This window comes from Methanococcoides orientis, assembly GCF_021184045.1.
Classification (GTDB): domain Archaea; phylum Halobacteriota; class Methanosarcinia; order Methanosarcinales; family Methanosarcinaceae; genus Methanococcoides; species Methanococcoides orientis.
In genome coordinates this window covers 1,853,011-1,873,397 of the sequence record NZ_CP073710.1, presented here as the reverse complement: position 1 = coordinate 1,873,397, position 20,387 = coordinate 1,853,011, and the positions used below count along the sequence as shown (strand labels likewise).

Sequence of the window (20,387 nt, the reverse complement as noted above, 5' to 3'; positions counted from 1 at the left end):
ATATCCTGCCAAACACCTGATCCTCAGTTTTTTCTTACTCCATCACCAAAAGCTCCGCCATCTCCTCCAGATCATCCGCTGCGCCCTTTACGGATACAATTGAATGCATGGATCCGCCGCCGTCTTCTTCGAATCTGGGGATGATATGGATGTGGACATGCGGGACAAGCTGGCCGGCAGCGGCCTTGTTGTTCAGGCCGATGTTCGAGCCGTCTGCTGACACGGCATCCTCTACCAGTCTTGCGATCATCCTTACGGTGGCGAAAAGTGTGCCGACTTCCTCAGCAGGCATGTCGGTGAAGTTTTCGTAGTGTGTTTTCGGGACAACTACTGTGTGTCCTCTGGAACAGGGGTTTATGTCAAGAAAAGCATAGGCCGTTTCGTCTTCGTAGACCTTGTAGGATGGGATATCTCCCTTTATTATATTGCAGAACAGACAATCCATATTTCGACTCCTCACAAATAATGCAGTCTTCACTTATATATAGGATTCCACTACTGGCAAATTATTTTAAAATCTGCGTCTGTTTCCAAAAAGTGATTAGCACTTTTTGCGCAGGGCAACAAGTGCTATTGCCAGTAGGGCAGTCGGGAGGGTGAATGCTGGGGTTTGGTTTGTGTCGGTTTCCGGGGGTTCTGTTTGTGTGGTTTCGGGGGCGTCGTAGTATTCGGTGGAGATGTAGGGATAGACAATTGTAAACTCATCATTTACGACTGGTTCTGGATTGTATTTTTCTACAATTGAGTAATGAAAATTCAATGGCAATGATCCACCTGCCCACTCTTCTGTTGGTTTGACAGTCCATTCGAAAGTATGTGATTCATTTGGATTTAAATATGCTACAGAGTATGTGTCCATTTCAGATGGTCCCTCTACAACTTCAAAGTTCCCAGATCCAATTTCTGTTAATTTTCCTGAAACTTTGTATTCTTTGTACACAGTAAATTCGACTTTAACTTTGAAAGGTTCATCTATTTTCAGTGTTGGTTTTGCAGCATCTAACTCTAAAACTTCGTCATTGTAGTAAGCTTCGTATGTGTATATTTCCCCATATGGATTGTATGCTATAGCAGTGGGGGATATTGAAAAAATACTAAATATCAGGATTAGACAAACTACCAATAAGCTATATCTCATGTTAATTCTCCAAATTCAAATGAAAGGTCGGAGTATCCAATTGACTCTTCAACTCTTCCTCCAATTTTGTCTCCTACGCCTTTTTGGCTGACACCTACGATTGTACCAGCATATCCGGCTTGTTTAAATGCTATATTCTTATTATCGCCAATCTTTAGAGGATAACCGTTCTCATCAGTTTTGAATGGGTGGTATATCTCTTCTTCCTTTCTCACATACACCTGCCCTTCATGCCCGATATAAGTGTTCAAAATAACCTCATTGTCGTTATCGGTCACCCTGAAATACTCATACTTGCCGATCACATCATACGTCCAGACATTGACGGTGAACATCCAGTGCGGGGGGAGTACAGGCAATCCCATGGGGACGTGCTTCATGGTCCTTTCCAGGCGTTTGTTGACCTTGTCCGCGACGTCCTCGCTCAGCTGTGTGGTGGCATCGTCTGTCAGTTTCTGGAGTTCGTTGCTGATGGCCTCAAAGGAGGCGTCGATCATTGCGCTGTTATCTATTATCACGGCGCTGATACCTTCGGCGATTCCCACGCGGACATCGGTGTCCAGGCGGTTGAGGACCGCATCCATCTCATCTCCTGTGAGGGCTGGATTGTCCTTTATGATCTCGGCTCTCAGTTTTTCAGAGATGCCGGTGGGGAGTGTTCCGTCGGCAGACTGGTTGATGATCTCTTTGTTTGACAGGCTGTTGAGGTGATTCTGTGTGATGGTTGTAACTTCTGTCTCTGTGATCCAGAGGGATACCACAGGGTCGGCTTTCACTTCCTGAGCGACCATTTCGGGGATGTCCTCTCTCATCTGGCTGCTGTAGGTGGTGGTCAGGCCGTTGATTCTTTGGTCCAGCGCTGTGGTGTCAAGGGGGATAGCCTGCTCGCTCAGGTTCTGCTCCAGTGATTTGACCTCTGTACTGAGGTCCTCTATGCTGCTGCTTACCATCTGTGCAGTCGCTTCCTTTACCGGGGAACTGGTCTCTTCCAGGAGGCCGGCGATGTCATCTGCAATGCCGGTGGAGAAGATGCATGTGTTCTTCACGCCCAGGGGGTAGATGGTCATTCCCTTCGGGTCCTTGAGCTCGTATTCTCCACTAAGGTCGAACTCGGGATCATGGTAAAGGTAGTCCGGGTACTGGTCCACCACCAGTGTCATCCCTTCGGTCCAGTTGTACTTGCTCTCAGGCATGCCTGTGATGGTCATGGTATCGATGATCCCCATCTCGGTTCCCAGTGCAGTGCCTGCCATGCTCACGGCAGGGTTGTTGAAAAGTGAGAGTGAGCCGGAGGTCACGCTGTCCAGTGCTCCTGTGTCAAGGCCGGGGATGTCAACGTTCGCTTCGGTGAGCTTCTCCAGCAGGTAATCATTGAGGTCGCTGTTCAGCTTCCGGTTCTGTGATTCGATCTCGTCCATCAGCTTCAGGTAAGCCTCATTTTTTGCAATATAGCGGGCTGCATTGCTGCTGGTGTACATCTCACCGTCTATCAGGTGCTGCTGTCTGTTCACGTAAATCTCAGTATCATCCCTGAGGTCGGCTGTCAGCTCCTTTGCGGCCTCGTACCTGAGCAGTGTCGGGTCTGCATCGGGGTCGTCCATCAGGGATACGTTCACCGCCGGGTCCGCTGCCTCGATGGAGCCGACCATTTCCAGCAGTTCGTCTGCCATCATCTTGTGGAGCCAGTCCGGTATATCGCACTCCACCTTCTGCTCCGGGATGTAGAAGTCATTGGGGAACAGCATGTAGCGGGTCTCGATCTGGTGGATGTCGATGTACTGCTCCTTGTACTTGTCAGCAGCATCACTGCAGGAAGGGTCCTGTCGCTCGATGCCGTCGATATCTATGTTTGTCATGCGGTACTCCCGGGTCACCGGGTCGGCGTAGGATGCCATGCCCTCGTAGGTTCCTGTGGGCGGACGCTTGTGGTACAGTATGCTTAAGTTTTCGGTCTCAGTCTCAAGGTGTGAGGTCGCGCGGTTCTCAGTGGTAGTGTAATATTCTGTTTTCGATCCTGTACTGCTTGATGAATGATGGCTGTATTGCGGTATCTTTCCGCCGCTTTCAGTGGTCTGATAGCCGGTGATCTCCTTCCATTTGTAGGTATAGTAATATTTGTAGTATATGTTCCATTTCGAAGTGACACGGTAGTCTATGTTATATGTCACATTCCAGTCGAAAACATGGTCTTCGCGTTCAAGGTATCCGTCACTGCGCACCACCCCGGTAACGTTGTCGTTCTCCCTGTGACGGAACACCGGCGTGATCGTTACTTCTGCATCAACCGACTGAAGGGACACGGTAGCATCAGTTACCTTCCAGCTGGTGAGACTTCCTCTGGGTGGTTTGATCTTCGGGTTGACTGTCTTGTCGTATGACCGGCGCCATGCTTCATCCCACAAATATGATGGTTCGATGGCCCCGGTATGTTTTCCTTCGATATCATACGAGGCTTTCCAGAATACTGTGTGCCAGTCATAGGAGGACGAATCCACCTCTCCTTTGGTGTCCGTGAACAGCGGAACGGTATCATTGAAACCGTCCCTTAAGACCTGTGCCTGCACCCCGGCAGAATATACCTCCCGGGCAACATCGTGCACAAGGTCCTGCTCATCGGTCCAGACGTGGTCATTGAACACCCAGCCGTCCACCAGGCTCGGGATGTAATCCGATGCTGCCACCCGGATCGTCGACTGTTCATCCACCTGCTCAAAGGTCGTGCCGGTCTCTGTCATCGACTGGGCAATGCCTTCCTCGATGTCCACGCTGAACGAGTTGTTCTCTGCCAGTTTGTCGTAGGTGGATGTCAGGTTTGCAGAGCCGTTAGAGCTGTTCATATCATACTCGTCAGCAGCTCCGTGCACATCCTCGTAGAATACCTTGCCATTGTAGTATGTGGTGTACATCAGTGCCCAGGGATCCACCGAATCGAACGTCCGTTTCTGGGAATAGGCTGTCCCGGCATTGACCGCAGATGCCAGTGCCGGATTTGTGATGATGTTCAGTGGCCCATTGGCATAGTGCTGCCAGGGTCCGTAGGTGAACGAGCGTATGTTCATGGCACCGAGGACGATGTTCGCTGTCTCGGCACTGTTCAGTGAGCGTTCATATTCCGTAGTAAGCTCTTCAAGAAGCGGTTCCCTTGAGGTCACAAGTGTGGAGATATCCATGCTGCGGTTGAAGGACTCCCCGGTCTCAAGTTCAACAAGGGTATAGTTCAGGTCCAGGATAGAGAATGTGTAATAGATGGAATAGGTCCGGTTGTCATCATTTATCTGCCTTTCAAGTGTCCCGTTGATCTCCTCAATGAGTATCTGGTGAGGCTGGATGTCCGGTTCCACGTTGATGGCATATTTGTCATAGACATACTGGTCGTACTGGTAGTTTCCTGTGATCAGCTCGTTGAAATGCTTTGCAGAGATGTCCTTCACAGGGTTCATGGCAACACTGAACCAGTCGGTGGCCTTCACGTTGCCTCCGCACTCAAGCTCAATAGCACCGTAGCCGGGATCGATATCCTGTGGCAGCAGGAAGTTCTCCTCAAAGGACACCGTCTTCCAGATGCTGACAGCTTCACCGTAGTCTACGGAATCTATGATCTGGCCGTTGCTGTCCTTTATCCTCAGTATGATGTTCTGGTCCTTCCAGAGGGAGGATATGCTGTACCACACATCCGAAGGCAGGTCGACCTGAACACTTAATGTATCCCCAACCTCAAGGTCATGGGTGCGGGAGTTGACCATGAAATCATCTTCCGAGGTCGTACCTCCCGAAGTGGCCACAGGCTGGATGATCGGGTGCTCACCTTTCCATTTCAGGGCTTCCATCCCTGCATAATTGAGGCATCGGGACAGGTCCGCAGAAGCAAATCCGATAGCTACCTTTTCAGGATCTGTCTTCTCAGTGGTGTAGATCGTCTGTGCAATGTCGTAATCCGTCTGCAGAAAGTATGCTGAGGTGAGCACAGCTCCGAGTATTACAAAGATGCCGATGACAGAGAATGGGATGTACGCATCGGTATTACGGGCAAGTAAGCTCACTTTTTTCAGTGATCTACAAAACTTGTATGCGGGTCGCTTCGTTTTTCTTTCCTGTGCAGTTCGTGGGTGTCGCACAGCTTCGTTTTTCATGGCTTCACCTGCCATCTGTCCTCATTTTATCTTAGGGGGACAGGGTGTTCTGCAAGTCTTCAGGTTAATGATTTATATAAATATTTAATAGCAGCAACCCTATTATTTTAGAAGTTAAAAATTACAAAAAGAAGCAGGAAGAGGTCTCATTCAATGTCCATTTCTTTCCTGATTGCAGAGGATGAAATGCCATTATCCTCATAATCTTCCAGCGGCACGATCTCGCACAGGTCGCTGATCTCAGTTTCGATCCTCAGTTCCACGTCCTTTCTCCTGAACACCAGAAAATGGATGTTCTTTTCCCGAAACTCTGTCAGCATGTTTTTCATGTCATCTTCGTTGCGGTAGTATCTAACCTTGAACAGGCGGTTGGCGGTATCCGCTCCGATGATGAAAGTGGTATTCTCAAATATCTGCGCTTTTTGGATGAAAAGGGGGGCAACAGTGAGGTAAATATTTCCCAGGAAATCCTTGTCCCTGTATTCCTTGAGTGAGTCCAGTCTTTCCTGAAGCGATATGAAGTCTATCGGAGGCTTGTCCACATTCGTGACGGATATCTCAAAATGGACTTTTTTCCCAAGTTTCCAGAATGCCTGCTCAGCCATCACAATGTGGTTGCGATGGCATGGATTAAAAGAGCCTGAAAAGATGATCTCTGGTTTATCAGCAACTTCCTCGCCTTTGAGGTTCAACCTGAAAACATCGTGCTTGAGGTCAGGGCGTTTCATGATGCTATCCGGGCGTGCAAGCATCTGTGCGATCTCTTCGGAAACGCTTGCTTCTCTCTCTTTGATGAATTCACCATCGCCCAACAGCCGGTCAGGAAGCATTTCTCCATCCCAGCCGCACTCTTTCGCGATGGAATCTATTACCATGCAGGTTGCAATGTGCTCCTCTTCCTGTCTTGAACGCGCTTTTCCGAGCCTTAGGCTCCTTACAACTGTTCTGTCAAAGGACTGAACGGCAACATATATCTCATGTTCGCGGCCTTCACGTTCATCACTTCCTGTGGAAAGCTTGCAGGAAGCTGCCAAGCCCATCAGATCTTTGTTCCTGATCAGTTCATCATCTTCTGAAAGGGATAATGAGCGGCGGTACGCTGCCATGGCCATGGCCCTTACAGTCATCGGTGAAGCATATTTATCAGGCTTCCTACCGATAAGATCATCAAGCGCTTTGGAACTGTATGGCACGGTAGCTTCAAGAAGGGTTGCGGAACCTCCTCCGTATTTTAAAAGTTGTTCGATAGTCCCGGCTCCTCCTCCGGTAATTGCAAGAACGATCCGGCAGGGTTGATCGTGGATATGCATGACCATCTCATGTAAAAGGTCTTCCTTACCTTGACCTGAAGGATGTTCCTCTCTTTTCTACATCAGCAGGAGTCTGTGTCGAAAACCAAATAAAGTTTTTGATGATCGAAATGCCATTCTCGATCACTCTGCCGGGAAAAAGCCCTTGATGAAATAGCTACTTTGCTATGATCTGAACAATATAAGTCCGCCTTAAGGTGTCCTTTTTATTGATCGACCCCATGAGGTATGTCATGGAAAAACATAATATTTTTAACCAGATACCAGCCGATCTGACCCAAGAAGTGTTCGAGCCTTTGGTAGATCAAGATGGGCTATTGGTCGAGCGCATTATTTCAAAGAAACATGTGACTCCGAAGGGTCAATGGTACGATCAGGACCGCAGTGAATGGGTCATGGTGTTGCAGGGGGAGGCGAAGTTGCTGTTCGAAGATTCGGAGGTGGTGTACCTTAATCCCGGCGACCATATTAATATTCCAGCCCACTGCAAACACAGGGTCATCTGGACCAGTGACACGACAGAAACCCTGTGGTTGGCGGTACACTATTGAGCTAAATTTGTTCTCAGTCCCTTTTTATCCTTACATATATGCTGTCGGCAATTTCCCTGTCCACCGCATATCTTGTATGGTTAAGATCGAAAACATAGGACGGATATGACTGGACAAGATTTACCGGAATCCCAGGCAGCACTCCCATTGCCAGCATCTTCTGCATCTTTTCCTCTTCCCTCATATTGAAGTAAGCGATCTTACCGCTTTGTCCGTTCTTCAGGGATGAAAGTGAGGCAACAACATGCTCGATCTCTTCCTTTGCTTTCTTGCAGCATTCTCCTTCAGGGATCGGTTTTCCATGGGGGCATGTGCGTGGATGTCCCAGCAGGATGCAGACGTTCTCATCGATTCCATGGTACAGTATGTGCTCGAAATCACATGCGGAGCTGTGCACATACTTGTCCTTCGTGTTCAGCACATCTGCAAGGAGCCTCTCAGCAAGACGATGCCTCCTGACAACGGTCCTGCCGTTTGTAGTACCTTCCTCTGTAAGGCTGACATGTGATCCGGAAAGTGTGATATTCTCGATCCTGAGCAGTTCCTGTATCTCTGGTGAGGTTTCCTTCAGTCCGAGAGATCCCATGCTCACAGGATCTGTGCCCTGCTCGTTTATGCATACCCACATCCTTTCCAGGACCTCTTCCGCATTCTCACTTATTTTCATTTGAATATCCCTCTGATGATTTTTTCCAGTTTTGTTTCCCGCGGGATCTCGTATCCGCACTTCGGGCAGCGCTGCATATTGCATGAACTGAAGTTCCCACAGCCTGTACACTTTGATTTGTCAGGCTGATCGAACTCATGGCTGCAAAGGGGGCACTTCATAGCACCACTCCAAACGTTGTCAGGACGTAGTTCACAACATATCCCACAGCAAAAGCGCTCGGGAAGATGAACGCAGCCATTCCGAGGGCTATCTTAAGTCCTCTCTCTTTCACGGTTACCATGAACTGTGCTATACATGGCATGAACAATGTCAGTGTGATGGCAGCTACGACAAGGTTGATCTCGGTCAACATCCCTGCATTGTACATATCGAACAGGCCGGCAGCACCGAAATCCCTTCTGAAGAACCCATATAGGAACATAACTCCACCCTCGGCTGGAAGTCCTATCCACTGTGAAGGGTATGAGAATAGCCTGACAGCCAGTTCGAACAGTCCGGTAAGCCTTCCTATCCAGATCAGTACACTCGCGACCACGAACAGGGGGAGTACCTCAAGGAAATACCATTGCATCCTCGAATAGGTCTTAATAAGCACGTTCGAAAGCTTCGGAAGCCTCAGTGGTGGCATCTCCATGAAGAAACTGGGGCTTTTCCCTGGTAACACCTTTGATGAAAGGAATCCTATGAACAGAAGTTCTATGCCGATGACGAAAGCCCATATCAGCAGTGCCTTTGAACTGAAAGAGAGTATGCCCAGTATGACACCAAGCTGTGCGGAACACGGGATCGCCAGTGAGAGCAGCATGCTTGTGATGATCTTCTCCCTTTTTGTCTCAAGGGTGCGTGTAACCATGGTTGCCATTGTGGCACATCCAAAGCCAAGTACCATCGGGATGACAGCCCTGCCGCTCATTCCCATCTTCTTGAAAGCACGGTCAATCAGCATTGCAAGACGTGGGAGGTAACCTGTATCCTCGATTATGGAGAATACGATAAAGAATGCACCCACAAGCGGCATGACCAGTGCAATTGCATATGTCACAGCCTGTGTCAGTATGCCGTATTCACCTACAAAGAGATCCTGGATGACCGGGTATGGGACTATGGAATTGAAGGTCTCGATGATCCACGGATTGATCATCTCCCCGAACAGGGTTCCTTCAAGGTAATCCACAACTGTACCTGCTGCGAATCCGCCTACGAACTTGTACAGCCCAAAGTAGAGTATCAGTAACAATATCGGAATTCCTGTGATAGGGTGTATAAGGAGTCTGTCAATACGTTCCCGAAGTGATGCTCGTGTTGTTCGTGATGTTTCTTCAGTATTTTCTGTAAGCGTATCTGTCTTTTTAGTCGTACTCATCACAGGGTCGACAATATCATTGACAAAGGTCTGCCTTTCTATTGTAAGGACATAATTAAGTGGATCAGTGTAGCTTTTTTCCGTTTCCTCTATTACCTTCTTGATAGAACTGACATCTTCATTGTTCTGGACGATCTTCTCAAAAGCAACCCTGTCATTCTGAAGAAGCAACTGTGCAAGTGTCCTTTTTGAGACTCCGAATTCAGATCTTATCAATGAGGATATCTCTTCAATTGCAGATTCAATTCCCCTGCTGTACTTTACTTTGTTATAGACATTTTGAATGTCATAATCGGCGATTGCGTTTTCAAGCCTGTCAAGTCCTTCTCCCTTAATTGAGGTCGTACAGATTACGGGAATTCCCAGCTCATTTTCAAGTTTAGCCTCATTGATCTCAATGCTTTTCTCAGCAGCCTCATCCATCATGTTCAGGACAAGTATGAGGGGCACCTCTGCTTCTATTAACTGGAGTGTCAGGGGAAGCATGCGCTGCAAATTTTTGGCATCTACAACATGCAGGTAAACAAATGGTTTACTGTCAAAGAGGTAACTCTGTGAGACGCGCTCCTCTTCTGTAATCGGCAATAATGAGTACATCCCGGGAGTATCGATTATCTCGTATTGCTTGCCTGCTATTTTCCCCTTCCCTTTGCTTATTGCTACTGTAGTTCCCGGATAATTTGAAACAATTGCATAGCTGTCTGAGAAATGGTTGAAGATAACACTCTTGCCTACGTTTGGGTTTCCTACAAGAATTATCTTTTCAAGACCGCTTTCAGCATTGTCTTCGAGATCGCAACACCTTTTCTTTTTTAATTTGGTAAACATTTGTTCGCAAGCCTCCAATATTTAGGCTATCCTAATTTATTGCACAATTGTTCACAGTCATATATAAGTTTTGGCATGCCTAACAATATATGCCGGATTAAAAAAGTAAAGGGATCTGGAGATCTATCAATGTTAAAAAACGATAGGTTAGGGCAAAATTTGAAACTGCTTTGAGGCCGTTTCAACAAAAAACAGAATATAAATATAAATTATATTCAGTCAAAACTGCCCATCTAAAACTAAAATCAGCAACTGGAAAAGATGATCATTTTTTATTTTACTACTATTGCATCAATACAGTTATTCACATTCTTTCCTTGTATTTTTGCTTAAAGAGGTCTTTCCAGTTATTTTCTTACAGCCGGAGATCTCACCTTTTTCACAAAATTCCTTGAAATGGCGGAAGAACTTTGGCATTTCATCTTTACAATTTACAAATTCACTGAACTTTGTCAGTTTCTCAAGTGTCTGGGGTGTCACCGCATGCTCCATCTTGCATGCATCGTCATCGGCTGTGATCTCATCAACTCCCAGCAGGATCAGGAACTCATGCAGGACGCTGTATTTTTCCTTTGTGCTCCTGGCAATTTTCTTTCCTTCCGGAGTGAGTGTAACTCCTCCGTATTTCTCGTAATTGATGTACCCTTCTTTGGTGAGCTTCTTGAACATTCCGGTAACACTGGACGGGCTGACATTCAGGAACCTTGCAATATCCTTCACCTGCGAGTATCCTTTCTTCTCAATTATGGTGTCAATGGCCTTCAGGTAATCTTCAGTTCTTTCTGTCGTCAAGTGCATCCAACCTTTTTCGGTATATCTAATACTATCAGGATACAATGTTACGTCTTATATATGTTATGTCAGGAAAACAGTTACTGGTGTTAGCAGTAGTGGTATCAGTACTGCCTTTCAGTCCACCTTACGTAAAACGATGGAACCATCCCTCATCTGTACTTTGATATACTGCGCTTTCTCCTCGCCGACCTCGTACTTGTTGTAAAGCATGGACTCCACGCGGCCCGCACCTGTAAGTTTTCTCACGGCGGAGCTGTCCTTGCCTCCCATCCTCATTTTCTCAGCAGGGGGTGCGGGTGGGATCTTCTTCCTGGAATAGATGGTGCCGCCAAGCATACCTGCACCTGCATATCCCTTCGCATCATTGAACAGCAGGACACCGGCTTTCATGTAAGCACCTGCAAATTCACCGACAGTGCCCTCTACGACAACACTGCCGCCGTTCAGATGTGCACCGGTGTTGAGCCCTGCATTACCTCTGACCGTGATTGTGCCGCTCTCCATCAGGAGTCCTGTGCCGTTGTGAACATTCCCTTCGACAATGATCTCTGCATTGCAGTTACATCTTGAAGCAAGGGTTCCGCGAGGGATGTTGTCTGTCAGTACAAGCTTCTTACCTCCTGCATCGAAACTGTTCTCAATGGGGACTTCGGAGCTGTTGCAACAGAGCAGCTCCGTGATGGAAATGAACTTCCTGTATCCTTCCTCATCGGAACTGACCTCGATGATGTTTCCAAGTGGCTCCTCAATATCTCCCGTCAGGTAAAGTGCACCTGCTGACATGGACATCCCTGATTCCGGTCCTATATCTCCGTCTACAAAGATACGTCCGGCAGGCTCGGTCTTGCCAGTCCCGCCAAAATGTGCAAGGTCGACCCCGAGGCTATATGCGAACCTTGTGCCAACACTTCCCTTTATGTGAACGTCCTCTCCTTTCTTGAGTTCGTCAACTAGCTGTCTGTATGTATACTCAGTATTTTTCTGGGACGGGATCACTGTGTCGGGTTCAAGTTCCTTTTCGTGCCAGTAGAAATTGAACGTGTAATCGCACAGGTGATCCTCTCTTGAGGTAAGTCCAAGCTCTATCAATTTGATTCACCCATGGATAAGCTGGGGCAGACAGCGTGTGCAGACCCAGAGGCTCTCCATCTTATGCCTCATGGGCAGGAGGTACCTCTCATCTTCCCCGGCACCGCAGCTGAAGCACCTGATGGATACATCAGTGCTCTTTGGCTGTGCCTCTGCTTTTTCAGCGTTGAACTCCACGGTCTGTCTCTCTTCGATGGTGATGGCACCCTCTGGGCAGACGCCGATACAGAATCCCATGCCATCACAGAGGTCTTCGGAAACGACCTTTGCCTTGCCGTCGATTATCTGTATGGCTCCTTCAGCACAGGGAGAAACACATTGTCCACAGCCTGTACACTTGTCCTCATCGATCTTAACTATCATTCGTTTAACCATTGTATCCTCTCCATTTTCAATTATTAGTTATCAGTGGTGTGTTCCCTCAACGATCCTGATGCCTGCATTTTCTATGGTCTTCTTGATAGTATCAATATGCGGGCACTCGGGGTAGTTCTTCATCTGCATGCATGAGCTCAGGTGTATCACATCCACTCCGTTCTTCTGCAGGGAGCGCACCAGGCGGAATACGCGTCTGCCTGAGCACCCTCCGCATGTGAAGAAAGCAACCATCTGTGTATTATTATCATAGTCGGCGAACTTTACTCTCCGTTCATTGAAAGCTTTAAAACATCCTGTTCCCGGGCATGCCTCGGATACGATATCGCATCTGAGAACCGCTATCTTCACAGGTTTGTGTTCGGTAATATTCTCACCTCATTTTTCATCTTCAGACGAAACGTCTTCGTCCATTTCTTTAATTTTAATATTGGCCGCTTCCTCAACGCTTTTCCTGATTATGTATCCGGCTTCATGCAGGATGGTATCTTTGAGTTGCGGGTCCTTGTCCATGCTTGCAGTACATGGGTATGCGTGGTGTGCTCCGGATACGGTTTCCTTGTAGATTTCAATATCAGACCATCCAAGTTTTTTGGCGACATACCATGTGGAACCACATGGTGCATCCCTCAGTACCCTTGCATGTGTGAATATGTTCCTTTCTTTATCGACCTCTATGACAAGCAGCGGCTTGCCAAATCCCATGTCTACAAATTCATCGATCAGGTGCTTTCCTGTTTTTACAAGTGAGCAGAATGGCTTTGGGAATTCGCAGTCGATTCCTTTTGATTCAAGGGTCTCCTTTACTTGCTGGACAAGTCCGGCAGGGGCAAGCTTTGGAACCTCTATTGGTGCTATCACAGCCTTTGCACCTGCCATCTCTGCCATCCTCGGCAGAACGGAAAGAATGTCCGGATGAAGGTCCATGGCGATCAGCAGATCACATTTGCCCATGCTCTCAGGCAGGTATTCTTCAGGTTCTTCGATGAACTGTGGCAGGTCGGCGGGGAATTCATAAATATCAACGATCTGGTCAGCATACGATCTCTTCTTCTCTCTGCAGTGGTCACAAAGTTCTCCACATGATGTGCAGAATGTGCTGGAATTCACCACATTGCCGATAACTTTCCTTCCGAACTCTCCGGTATAATAAAAGCTGATCTGCATGGTCTCCTCTGTATCAATCAGGAAAATAAGCAGGGTTTTTGTCCGAACTACCCTGTAGATCGTGTTCGTAAGCGATTCGTGGGGATTGTTGGGGTTCTTGCAAAGAACCCCTACAGTCGTAATAATTGTCTGCTCAAAGACCGACTTCTTTCTTGAAGGTGTCAAGTCCGACGTCGTCAATGACCCTTCCGATCCTGTGTTTCTTTGTGTGGGTCTTGTAGTATGTGATGATCTTGTCAACGAGGTCAAGAACTTCTTCTTCATCGAGCTCTTCTGCAATGACATCTGCAAGACGTGGTTTGAGTCCGGCACTGCCGCCGACCATGACGGTGAATCCCTTTGGTGTTCCCATGATACCGATGTCCCTGACAGCGTTCTCAGCGCAGGAGTTCATACAGCCTGATACAGCGATCTTGAGCTTTGATGGAAGCTCCATTCCATGGTATATCTCATCAAGTTTGAGGCCAAGTCCGACTGAATCCTGCTGTCCGCGTTTACAGAATGTGGTTCCCGGACAGATCCTGACGCTCCTGACACAAAGGCCGATCGCTGCTGCTGGCTTCATTCCGAGGTCTTCCCATGCATTGTCAAGGTCTTCTTCCTTGAGGCCTACAATGGCCATTCTCTGGGATGATGTGACCTTAATTGCAGCTGCACCATATTTCTCGGATACATCAGCTATCTTCCTGAGCAGGTCAGGTGATGCAATACCTCCGGCTATATGTGGTGCGATAGCGAATGTCTCTTTGTCTCTCTGAACAATTGCTCCCTTTTCAAGTAGATCTTTTGACATTTAGTACTCTCCTTTTAAAATTTGTTGTTTTTCGTTACTAAGTATATTTGGGATACTCCTATATATAATGCCAGTTTCTTTCCTGATACTATGAAAGATTGTACCATCTACAAAACGATCGATATAATTGGCAAGAGGTGGACTTTGTGCATATTGCTGGAGCTTTACAAGGGCAACAACGAGGAAAAAAGGTTCAACGAACTTAAGAAGAAGTTACAGACCATTACTCCTAAGACCCTTTCAGTAAGGCTCAAGGAACTGGAGCAGGAAGGTCTTGTGAAGAAGACGCTTGACGATTCAAAGGACTCTGTGATATACACTTATTCTCTGACTAAAAGTGGAGAAGAGTTCATGGAAATTATTCAGTCCATTAAGAAGTGGGGTCTCGAATGGAAGTTCGAGAACAAGATATGTGGTCTTTCCAATTGCAAGAAATGTAATTTATAACATTTCTGTTAAGATAATATGCGGTGCTTGCTTAAAGAGCTCCGCAGCCACAACCTCTGCTCAGCATAATGTCGATGCGTGAGCCTATCTCTTCAAGTTCTTCTTTTGACATATTTTTTTCTGATAGATGCTTCTCAGTTATGTGATCCAGCATCTTTTGTTTCACATCATCAATCTCAGATGCCTTGCCGGTTGCCATGAAGTTGCAATTAAATCCAAGGTCTCTGCATTTTATAATTTTCATCTGCTTTCTCCATCCTTTGAGATGCTACACTAAAATATCATAAAAAGAAGTATAAAAAGCAGAACTCACAGTCTGCTTATGATGTCGAATATTGGTCCCAGTTGCTTTATGTTCTCTTTACACAAGTCATCTTTCTGGCAGGTCTGCTGAAGACTGGCACATTTGGTTTTTATCTGCTCGATATCTGCAGCATCAGAGGTGATTATGTCTTCGGAAAGATCTCCAACTTTATCGAGTGCGGCCTTCTCCTGGGCCAGCTTGTCCATGAATTTTTTGATCTCTTCATCAAGGACCGGTTTGATAACCTGTTTGAAAAGTAAAGCCGTCATTTCCTGTGGGATCTTTTCTTCTGCTTCACAAACATCGTCACTCTCGATGGTGTCTGGTTCGCTTTCAGTGATCTCCATGGTGGACATCTTTGAGAACAGGTGAGATAGTATTGTCTTCTGGGCTGTCAGGTGCTTGATGAACTCGAACCGCATTTTAAAGCTGTTTGGAACTTTTGGTTTACATTCAAAAGTGACGTAAGGGATGGCGCTTTCATATGCTTTTGTGAATTCATCTGCCTTTTCAGGATAATACTGCTCTAGCAATTCCAGGACGCAAGCATACCATTTCCGGTATTTGTCCAGCATCATTTCGTGCATTTCCAGCCCTTCTCCTGAGAGCGGGGTTACACTATATTTGCCTTCACTTTCATCTTCGTTCTTTACAAATTCGACATATGGGTACATTTTTGGTGCAAGGTCCTCGATCTCATTGATGACAAGTCCTGCTACTCTGACCCGATTGAACGTGTTTTTATCCATGTTACACCGCAGATCTAATTATAATAGTAATAAGGGGACAAAGATCAACAAGAGAGCTGGCTTCCTCATGGTCGTGTATATCCTGCATGGGATGGACAGCCCTCTTATTGTTTTCATTTCCTCTATGTTCTTTTAAAGATGGGAATGGGGCAGGAGTTTACTCCTCTTCCACTCTTAATTTGGTCATTACATCGTCTTCTTTGATCTTGTTGACCACATCCATACCTTCAATGACCTTTCCGAAAACAGTGTGCACTCCATCAAGGTGTGGCTGTGGGGAATGTGTGATGAAGAACTGGCTTCCACCGGTATTCTTTCCGGCATGTGCCATGGAAAGGGCACCCTTTGTATGCTTCTTTGGATTTATCTCGCATTTAATGGTGTATCCAGGCCCACCTGAACCGTTTCCTTTTGGACATCCTCCCTGAATGACAAAGTTTGGTATTACTCTGTGGAAGGTAAGGCCATTGTAAAATCCCTGCTTGATGAGCTTCTCAAAGTTTGCAACTGTCTTGGGTGCATCCTTTTCGAATAGTTCCAGAACGATCTGACCTTTGTTTGTATCAATAATTGCTTTTTTCATTAATGTGTCTCCCACCCGGATTTACGGCAAATCTGGATTTAAGGGTTTCTGTTAGGTACGAAATAGGTAAATATGGGGGTAATAGCTAAATCTCTTATTTCATGGTTCTTTTACTATCAGTTGGTATTTTGTTCTGGTCTACAGTTCTATCGATAACTTTATATCAGAAATCCCACGGTCGGAGTGCTCGGTGTTTCTGTCCGAATAATCATTTTTTATATTATATCGTTATTTGGATAATTTTTATAAAAAGTTAAGACTGATGTCGTATTCATCGTTGTTTTTACCAAAATCATTTTATACGTTCAGGGGTTCTTTAAATGGGTGTTACTAAGATGATTAATTCCATTCTTGAAATGATAAAAAATGTGCCTGAGGGGCACGAGCTGTCAGGTTATCTTTACTTGCTTGACGGTGCATCATCATCTATCATATGGTATGATAACATCACGGATTGCCGTGAAGTATTAGAAGACGAGATCACATGGTTGATCTTCGATTATGAGAACCCTGACTATGGGAAGTCTATTCTCCTTGTTCAGAAAGCCAACGTTTCAAAGATCGACCTTTCATACGTAACTAAAACCCCCTATTGATCTCATTTTTTTGGGGGGAAGTTCTGCTAGTTCGATGTTTAGCACCATTCTGAAATGGAATGGTGATTCGCTTATTTTATCTTGTTATTTTAATTACAGTCTTCGTCTGCTATTTTAATTACAGTTCTCAAAGCATGGCTATGCTTTTTGCTTTAACTATAATGTGATGCAAAATTAGTTGGGCTGTAAAGAAAATATAATGGCCACTATGGTGGTCTTTTAAAAAGAAGATAAAAGTAATGCCAATGGCATTACTTTGCAAGATTGTAGTTCTGGTTGACGATCTTCACAGCACAGAAGTCACCGCACATTGTGCATGCATCTTCATCTGCTGAAGCTCTCTCGGTTCTGATCTTTCTTGCGAGTTCTGGGTCGAGTGAAAGCTCGAACATCTTATTCCAGTCAAGGTCTCTGCGTGCCCTGCCCATTGCAAGGTCCTGATCCCTCTTTCCGAGTTTGACCATGTCACCGACGTGAGCTGCGATCTTTGATGTCTTTACACCTTCGATAACATCCTCTTTGTTTGGAAGTGCAAGGTGCTCTGCAGGAGTTACGTAGCAGAGGAAGTCACAGCCGTGTGATGCTGATGTTGCTGCACCGATCGCGGTAACGATGTGGTCTCTTCCTGGGGAGACATCTGTTACAAGTGGACCGAGCATGTAGAATGGCTTGTGTCCGCTCATTGACTTCATGAGTTTGACATTCATTTCTACTTCATCGAGTGGTACGTGACCTGGACCTTCTACAATTACCTGAAGACCATATTTGTCGTGTGCTTTCTGTGCGCACTCTGAGTTGATGATGAGCTCCTGGATCTGTGCCCTGTCGGTAGCGTCGTGGATAGCACCTGCGCGCATTCCGTTACCTGTGGAGAGGACAACTTCGTGCTCCTTGAGGATCTCACAAAGGTAGTCGAAGTCAGCGTAAAGTGGGTTTTCCTTCTCGTTGTGGAGCATCCATGTTGTCATGAAAGCACCGCCACGGGAGCAGATACCACCGTAACGGCCGTGTGCTTTGAGCCTGTCGAGAACGATGTTGTTGATACCTGTGTGGATAGCCATGAAGTTTGTACCAAGCTTTGCCTGTTCTTCAGTTGCATGCCAGAGGTCATCTTCTGTCATGTGGATGATAGAACCGTCTCTCTTTGCAGCTGTGATAAATGCCTGGTATAAAGGAACTGATCCAACGGAAAGTGATGTTGCGTCACAGACAGCTTTCCTGATTCCAAGGAAGTCTCCGCCGGTTCCAAGCTCCATAAGTGTGTCTGCACCAGCAGCTTCTGCAGCCTTTGCTTTTTCAACTTCCATGTCAAGGTCGACGATATCTGAGGATGCACCGATTGATGCATTGACCTTTGTTGTAAGGCCTTCACCGATACCACAGTATTTGACATCCCTGTATGGGGAGGTTGGGATTACGATCCTACCTGCAGCGATTCCACGTCTGATGAACTCAGGCTCTAAACCTTCGACTTCAGCAACAACTTTCATTGGCTCTGTAATTTGGCCAGCTTTGGCATCTTCTACGATTGACATGATTATAACCTCGTTATTCAGTTGGTATAAAAAAGGAGGTATTTTATATAAGTATTTTCGAAAAATCAACTTTAGAGTATGTAAAGTAAAATTGCATGTGCCCTCAGGCAATTTCTACTTATTGGTATATATCCTACATAATTTTGAAGTTGATCTATCCAACAATCAACATCTGTTGATGTTTTATCTTGTTGTATGATATCAATGAGTGGTTGTGTCTTAGTTAGCACTTCGCGAAACAAATCCATCAAATTTTAGATAAAAACAAGTAAAGTTTACTTGAGTTGTATATTTTCAATGTAATATCCCACTAAAATATGCTCGCACTGAGCAACAAGGTCATAAAAAAAGTTAGTCAGGGGAAAAGGATCAACGCTCGCTATTCTTACGCAACATTCGCATATTTTCCCTGTGTAGTGATACTATGAGGTCGCTCAGCATTCCAAAAACGAACATCTGTATACCTGTAAGTATCAATAGGGCGGTCAGTATTGTCATTGGTATGCGGGTAACTCCGCTTAACCACTCATTTACCACATAAAGTCCCGTGCCGACACCAGCCAGTGTCAGTATCGTGCCGAATATCCCAAAGTAGAACATCGGATTGTGCAATCTTGCCATCCTGATGATGGTCTTTCCGATCTTGATCCCGTCCCTGAATGGGTTGAGCTTGGTGGCTGCTGCTGAATGCCTCGATACGTATGTGATAGGTACGACCTCGACCTTCATCTCGTTCTTAACACTCTCGACCGTGATCTCTGTCTCGATCTCAAATCCCATTTCGTTGAGGCTAAGGCCTTTGATCACTTTCCGTGTGAAACCACGGTATCCTGTAAGGATATCTTCCAGCCAGATACCATATGCAAAACCAAAAAGCTTGTTGAGCAATTTGTTGCCTGCCAGGTTCAATTTTGTAAATGCTTCCGGCTCATAATTTGCAAACCTGTTGCCGATCGTCTGGTCAGCACGTCCTTCAAGAAGCGGTCCCAGAACTGTATATATATCACTTGCAAGGTAGGTTCCATCACCGTCGATCATGACGGTGTATGGATCCTCGATAAGCTGGAAAGCTTCCTGGACTGCCTGGCCCTTGCCTTTTCCTTCCTGGACTACTACCCTTGCACCGCTCTCTTCAGCAAGTTCGCGGGTGCGATCATGGCTGTGTCCATCGATGACAAGGATATTCTCAAATCCTTCTGCCTGGAAATCTTCGATGAGCTGCTTTATGGTTGCTTCCTCATTCAAAGCGGGAATGAGGATGCACACATCGTTCTTGTCCAGGGGGATCTGAATATCCATTTACAAAAGTCCCATATTGTCAAGTTGCTGTCTTACGACCTCGACTCCTTCCTCGCAGTTCTCAGGGGATTTTCCACCTGTGACCACAAGTTTTCCGGAACTGAAGATCAGTACGACAACCTTTGGTTCATCGATCCTGTAAACAAGACCTGGGAACTGTTCTGGCTCGTACTCGATGTTCTCAAGACCGAGTCCGATAGCAATTGCATTAAGGTTGAGCACTGCTTTAAGGTCAGCTGAAGCAACGATGTTCTGTACTGTGATCTCCGGTTCAGCAAGGGTGTCGATCCCGATGCCATTGAGCTTCTTTGCCATATCTCCGATGACTGTGTGTACGTCTGCGACGTTCTTTGCACCTGTACATACTACTTTTCCGGATGTGAATACAAGGAATGCAGCTTTTGGATCGGAAACGCGATATACAAGTCCCGGGAACTTCTGTTTGTTGTATTCTGCGCCTTCGAATTCCGCTTCTATCTTTGTAAGGTCGAATTCTTCAGCAAGTTTGGTTGACGCAACCACGTTCTCTATCTTGATATTATATTCCGTCATATTCTTTGATCCTCAGTATTTAAGGGTGGGTATATTTGCCAATACAGTATATAAGCTTATACCCTTTTCTTTATATATCTATTTAAACGTCATTTAAAAAGGTGTTAATTTTG

General features: G+C 46.1%; 22 protein-coding genes. 3 read left to right on the top strand and 19 right to left on the bottom strand.

The genetic code is table 11. The features are described from left to right. Window positions 1-34: 34 nt before the first annotated feature. The 4 genes from J7W08_RS09105 to J7W08_RS09090 form a co-directional block, all read right to left on the bottom strand. Entirely contained in the window at window positions 35-460 is a 426-nt protein-coding gene (locus J7W08_RS09105; protein ID WP_310742485.1) for an HIT family protein, read from the bottom strand. Between the two features lie 81 nt (window positions 461-541). Next, window positions 542-1,138, bottom strand: coding sequence for a sarcinarray family MAST domain-containing protein (locus J7W08_RS09100; RefSeq protein WP_233084172.1), 597 nt, complete (start codon window positions 1,136-1,138; stop codon window positions 542-544). Then, on the bottom strand, window positions 1,135-5,268 hold the full coding sequence (locus J7W08_RS09095; protein ID WP_233084171.1) for a DUF7286 family protein: 4,134 nt from the start codon (window positions 5,266-5,268) through the stop codon (window positions 1,135-1,137). The genes J7W08_RS09100 and J7W08_RS09095 overlap by 4 nt, the downstream gene beginning before the upstream one ends. Window positions 5,269-5,414: 146 nt before the next feature. Continuing rightward, a complete protein-coding gene (locus J7W08_RS09090; RefSeq protein WP_233084170.1) occupies window positions 5,415-6,578 on the bottom strand; it encodes a nucleotidyl transferase family protein in 1,164 nt (387 codons plus the stop codon). Window positions 6,579-6,811: 233 nt separating this feature from the next. On the opposite strand from J7W08_RS09090, the gene J7W08_RS09085 reads away from it, so the two are divergent. Further along, window positions 6,812-7,129: a cupin domain-containing protein gene (locus tag J7W08_RS09085; protein WP_233084169.1), complete on the top strand. Its 318-nt coding sequence runs from the start codon at window positions 6,812-6,814 to the stop codon at window positions 7,127-7,129. Between the two features lie 13 nt (window positions 7,130-7,142). Here the strand turns inward: J7W08_RS09085 and J7W08_RS09080 are convergent, their stop codons facing one another. From J7W08_RS09080 to J7W08_RS09040, 9 genes are all read right to left on the bottom strand, one after another. Continuing rightward, entirely contained in the window at window positions 7,143-7,796 is a 654-nt protein-coding gene (locus tag J7W08_RS09080) for a metal-dependent transcriptional regulator (protein WP_233084168.1), read from the bottom strand. Then, complete coding sequence (locus tag J7W08_RS09075) at window positions 7,793-7,957, bottom strand: hypothetical protein (RefSeq protein ID WP_167879762.1); 165 nt, start codon at window positions 7,955-7,957, stop codon at window positions 7,793-7,795. The genes J7W08_RS09080 and J7W08_RS09075 overlap by 4 nt, the downstream gene beginning before the upstream one ends. Further along, on the bottom strand, window positions 7,954-9,990 hold the full coding sequence (gene feoB, locus J7W08_RS09070) for a ferrous iron transport protein B (protein ID WP_233084167.1): 2,037 nt from the start codon (window positions 9,988-9,990) through the stop codon (window positions 7,954-7,956). Before feoB ends, J7W08_RS09075 begins: the two co-directional genes overlap by 4 nt. A 300-nt stretch (window positions 9,991-10,290) precedes the next feature. Further along, window positions 10,291-10,782, bottom strand: coding sequence for a metal-dependent transcriptional regulator (locus tag J7W08_RS09065; protein ID WP_233084166.1), 492 nt, complete (start codon window positions 10,780-10,782; stop codon window positions 10,291-10,293). Between the two features lie 117 nt (window positions 10,783-10,899). Beyond that, on the bottom strand, window positions 10,900-11,874 hold the full coding sequence (locus J7W08_RS09060; RefSeq protein WP_233084165.1) for a formylmethanofuran dehydrogenase: 975 nt from the start codon (window positions 11,872-11,874) through the stop codon (window positions 10,900-10,902). A gap of 6 nt (window positions 11,875-11,880) precedes the next feature. After that, a complete protein-coding gene (locus J7W08_RS09055; protein WP_048195709.1) occupies window positions 11,881-12,249 on the bottom strand; it encodes an ATP-binding protein in 369 nt (122 codons plus the stop codon). Between the two features lie 30 nt (window positions 12,250-12,279). Beyond that, window positions 12,280-12,600: a CGGC domain-containing protein gene (locus tag J7W08_RS09050; protein ID WP_375141046.1), complete on the bottom strand. Its 321-nt coding sequence runs from the start codon at window positions 12,598-12,600 to the stop codon at window positions 12,280-12,282. A gap of 27 nt (window positions 12,601-12,627) precedes the next feature. Next, window positions 12,628-13,416, bottom strand: coding sequence for a DUF166 domain-containing protein (locus tag J7W08_RS09045; protein WP_233085750.1), 789 nt, complete (start codon window positions 13,414-13,416; stop codon window positions 12,628-12,630). A gap of 133 nt (window positions 13,417-13,549) precedes the next feature. Beyond that, window positions 13,550-14,209: a ferredoxin-like domain-containing protein gene (locus tag J7W08_RS09040; RefSeq protein ID WP_233084164.1), complete on the bottom strand. Its 660-nt coding sequence runs from the start codon at window positions 14,207-14,209 to the stop codon at window positions 13,550-13,552. Between the two features lie 90 nt (window positions 14,210-14,299). Here J7W08_RS09040 and J7W08_RS09035 point away from each other — a divergent pair, with 90 nt between their 5' ends. Then, window positions 14,300-14,656 carry a winged helix-turn-helix transcriptional regulator gene (locus tag J7W08_RS09035; RefSeq protein ID WP_233084163.1) on the top strand — a complete coding sequence of 119 codons (357 nt, stop codon included), beginning with the start codon at window positions 14,300-14,302 and terminating at the stop codon, window positions 14,654-14,656. Between the two features lie 31 nt (window positions 14,657-14,687). Here the strand turns inward: J7W08_RS09035 and J7W08_RS09030 are convergent, their stop codons facing one another. From J7W08_RS09030 to J7W08_RS09020, 3 genes are all read right to left on the bottom strand, one after another. Beyond that, window positions 14,688-14,900 (bottom strand): DUF1059 domain-containing protein, encoded by a 213-nt coding sequence (locus tag J7W08_RS09030; protein WP_233084162.1) that lies wholly within the window; start codon window positions 14,898-14,900, stop codon window positions 14,688-14,690. Between the two features lie 65 nt (window positions 14,901-14,965). Beyond that, a complete protein-coding gene (locus J7W08_RS09025) occupies window positions 14,966-15,709 on the bottom strand; it encodes a hypothetical protein (protein WP_233084161.1) in 744 nt (247 codons plus the stop codon). A gap of 157 nt (window positions 15,710-15,866) precedes the next feature. Continuing rightward, the gene (locus J7W08_RS09020) at window positions 15,867-16,292 is read right to left on the bottom strand and encodes a peptidylprolyl isomerase (protein WP_048195694.1); all 426 of its coding nucleotides are present in this window, start codon (window positions 16,290-16,292) and stop codon (window positions 15,867-15,869) included. A 320-nt stretch (window positions 16,293-16,612) separates the two neighbouring features. Between J7W08_RS09020 and J7W08_RS09015 the strand changes: the two genes are divergently transcribed. Further along, complete coding sequence (locus tag J7W08_RS09015; protein WP_048195692.1) at window positions 16,613-16,888, top strand: hypothetical protein; 276 nt, start codon at window positions 16,613-16,615, stop codon at window positions 16,886-16,888. 251 nt (window positions 16,889-17,139) lie between these two features. On the opposite strand, the gene thiC is transcribed toward J7W08_RS09015, so the two are convergent. The 3 genes from thiC to J7W08_RS09000 all read right to left on the bottom strand — a co-directional run bounded on the left by thiC (window position 17,140) and on the right by J7W08_RS09000 (window position 20,274). Beyond that, entirely contained in the window at window positions 17,140-18,423 is a 1,284-nt protein-coding gene (gene thiC / locus J7W08_RS09010; protein WP_233084160.1) for a phosphomethylpyrimidine synthase ThiC, read from the bottom strand. Window positions 18,424-18,792: 369 nt separating this feature from the next. After that, window positions 18,793-19,722: an S-layer glycoprotein N-glycosyltransferase AglJ gene (gene aglJ / locus J7W08_RS09005; protein ID WP_233084159.1), complete on the bottom strand. Its 930-nt coding sequence runs from the start codon at window positions 19,720-19,722 to the stop codon at window positions 18,793-18,795. Then, entirely contained in the window at window positions 19,723-20,274 is a 552-nt protein-coding gene (locus tag J7W08_RS09000) for a TATA-box-binding protein (protein WP_233084158.1), read from the bottom strand. Window positions 20,275-20,387 lie beyond the last annotated feature (113 nt).